This window comes from Candidatus Erwinia dacicola, assembly GCF_001756855.1.
Lineage (GTDB): Bacteria > Pseudomonadota > Gammaproteobacteria > Enterobacterales > Enterobacteriaceae > Erwinia > Erwinia dacicola.
In genome coordinates, this window is sequence record NZ_MAYS01000206.1 from 1 (window position 1) to 1,358 (window position 1,358).

The window sequence follows — 1,358 nt, forward strand, 5'->3', positions numbered from 1 at the left end:
TCTACGAAGCGCTCGAGATGACGCCGCGGAAAAAGCCGGAGAAGCCGGGATTCGCGGTGCTGATGAAGGGCTTCCTGGGTACCGACCCGTACCAGTGCATCCTGTGCAAGGGCCGACTGCGTTTTGCCGGCGCTGAGGCAGGAACGCAGGCGATGGCATGACTGTCGGAAAGGTTGCGTGGAATGGAGAAAAAGCGATGGTTGCGGATGCCTGAGCCGGATTAGTGTGCCTGAAAAATGGCTTTCCGGTCAAAAACACGACAAAAACTGCATTTTCATACTTAAACCTACGCACGAGCGCCGCATCAAAGGGATAGTTCGTTCTGACATTCATGGTTGGGCGCTCTCAGAAGAGGCGATTCAATCTCCTAACCATGAACACTGACTTAGTCATAACTTTTGGCGGTTCCTTATCTTCTCGGATGAGGGCTGTTTGGGCGCTTTCTGGGGTGATATGTGTTCTCATCTTCCACAGGAAAGCCACATTGACGCTGGAAGAGGCTGATATTCTTTCTGCGATCGGTAAGAGATAGCACCTATTCGGTAAATTAAAAACCCTGACATTTGATCAGTAGCCCACTCCGGGGGGATTTTTTACGACATTATATCGGCTTGAACTGGCTTTACTGTTGGTTGAGTTGTACAATTAAGCTGATATTGATTTGAGACAGCTTAAGGAGCCAACGATGATTACTTTGACCTTTTCCGATGTTCGTCAGAAATTTTCCAGTGTACTGGATACCGCCGTCAATCAGCCTGTGACGATTACCCGCCGTTCCGCGCCTGATATGGTGGTCATCACTGCGGAACAGTTTGCAGAGTTACAGCAGGCTAAATTTGATGCGTCTCTTGCCCGGGTGATGGGCAAGCCAAAGAATCAGGCCTTGTTCAGGGAACTTGCAGATAAATGATTTTTTTCTTATCTGTTGAGCAGGTCATAGCCATTCACGATTGTCAGTTGGAGTCTTATGGCGGGCTGGCAGGATACAGAGATATTGGTCTTGTTGAAGGAATGGTGGCCCGCGTTGAAAACCTTCATGCATACCAGGGTGAAAGTGATTTGTTTGTGCTGGCTGCGTCGCTGCTGCTTTCAATAGCTCGAGGGCATGGCTTCAATGATGCAAACAAAAGAACTTCCGTTGCATCAGCGATGGTATTTCTGGATATGAATAGCGCACCAATAATTCCGATAGAGGGTTTCGCTGACTTTGTGGTAGAAGCGGCGCAGGGAATTCATGATGTGCATACTGTAGCGCAAGAGCTGAAGAGGCTCATAAATTAGAACCTAGCCACTGTAACGATCAACCCAACCCGCTTCCTTGTTCTACCTTGATCCACCTTACTGGAAGACTCAAAGTT

3 protein-coding genes and 1 pseudogene are annotated in these 1,358 nt (G+C 48.5%); all 4 read left to right on the top strand.

What is annotated here, in order from left to right; all coding sequences use genetic code 11:
* Positions 1–158: pseudogene (locus BBW68_RS20575) on the top strand (IS91 family transposase); the annotation flags it as partial.
* Positions 159–177: 19 nt separating this feature from the next.
* The gene (locus BBW68_RS19120) at positions 178–384 is read left to right on the top strand and encodes a hypothetical protein (RefSeq protein WP_222563068.1); all 207 of its coding nucleotides are present in this window, start codon (positions 178–180) and stop codon (positions 382–384) included.
* A gap of 301 nt (positions 385–685) precedes the next feature.
* Positions 686–910: a type II toxin-antitoxin system Phd/YefM family antitoxin gene (locus tag BBW68_RS06380; protein ID WP_070134481.1), complete on the top strand. Its 225-nt coding sequence runs from the start codon at positions 686–688 to the stop codon at positions 908–910.
* On the top strand, positions 907–1,281 hold the full coding sequence (locus tag BBW68_RS06385; protein ID WP_070134482.1) for a type II toxin-antitoxin system death-on-curing family toxin: 375 nt from the start codon (positions 907–909) through the stop codon (positions 1,279–1,281). Before BBW68_RS06380 ends, BBW68_RS06385 begins: the two co-directional genes overlap by 4 nt.
* Positions 1,282–1,358 lie beyond the last annotated feature (77 nt).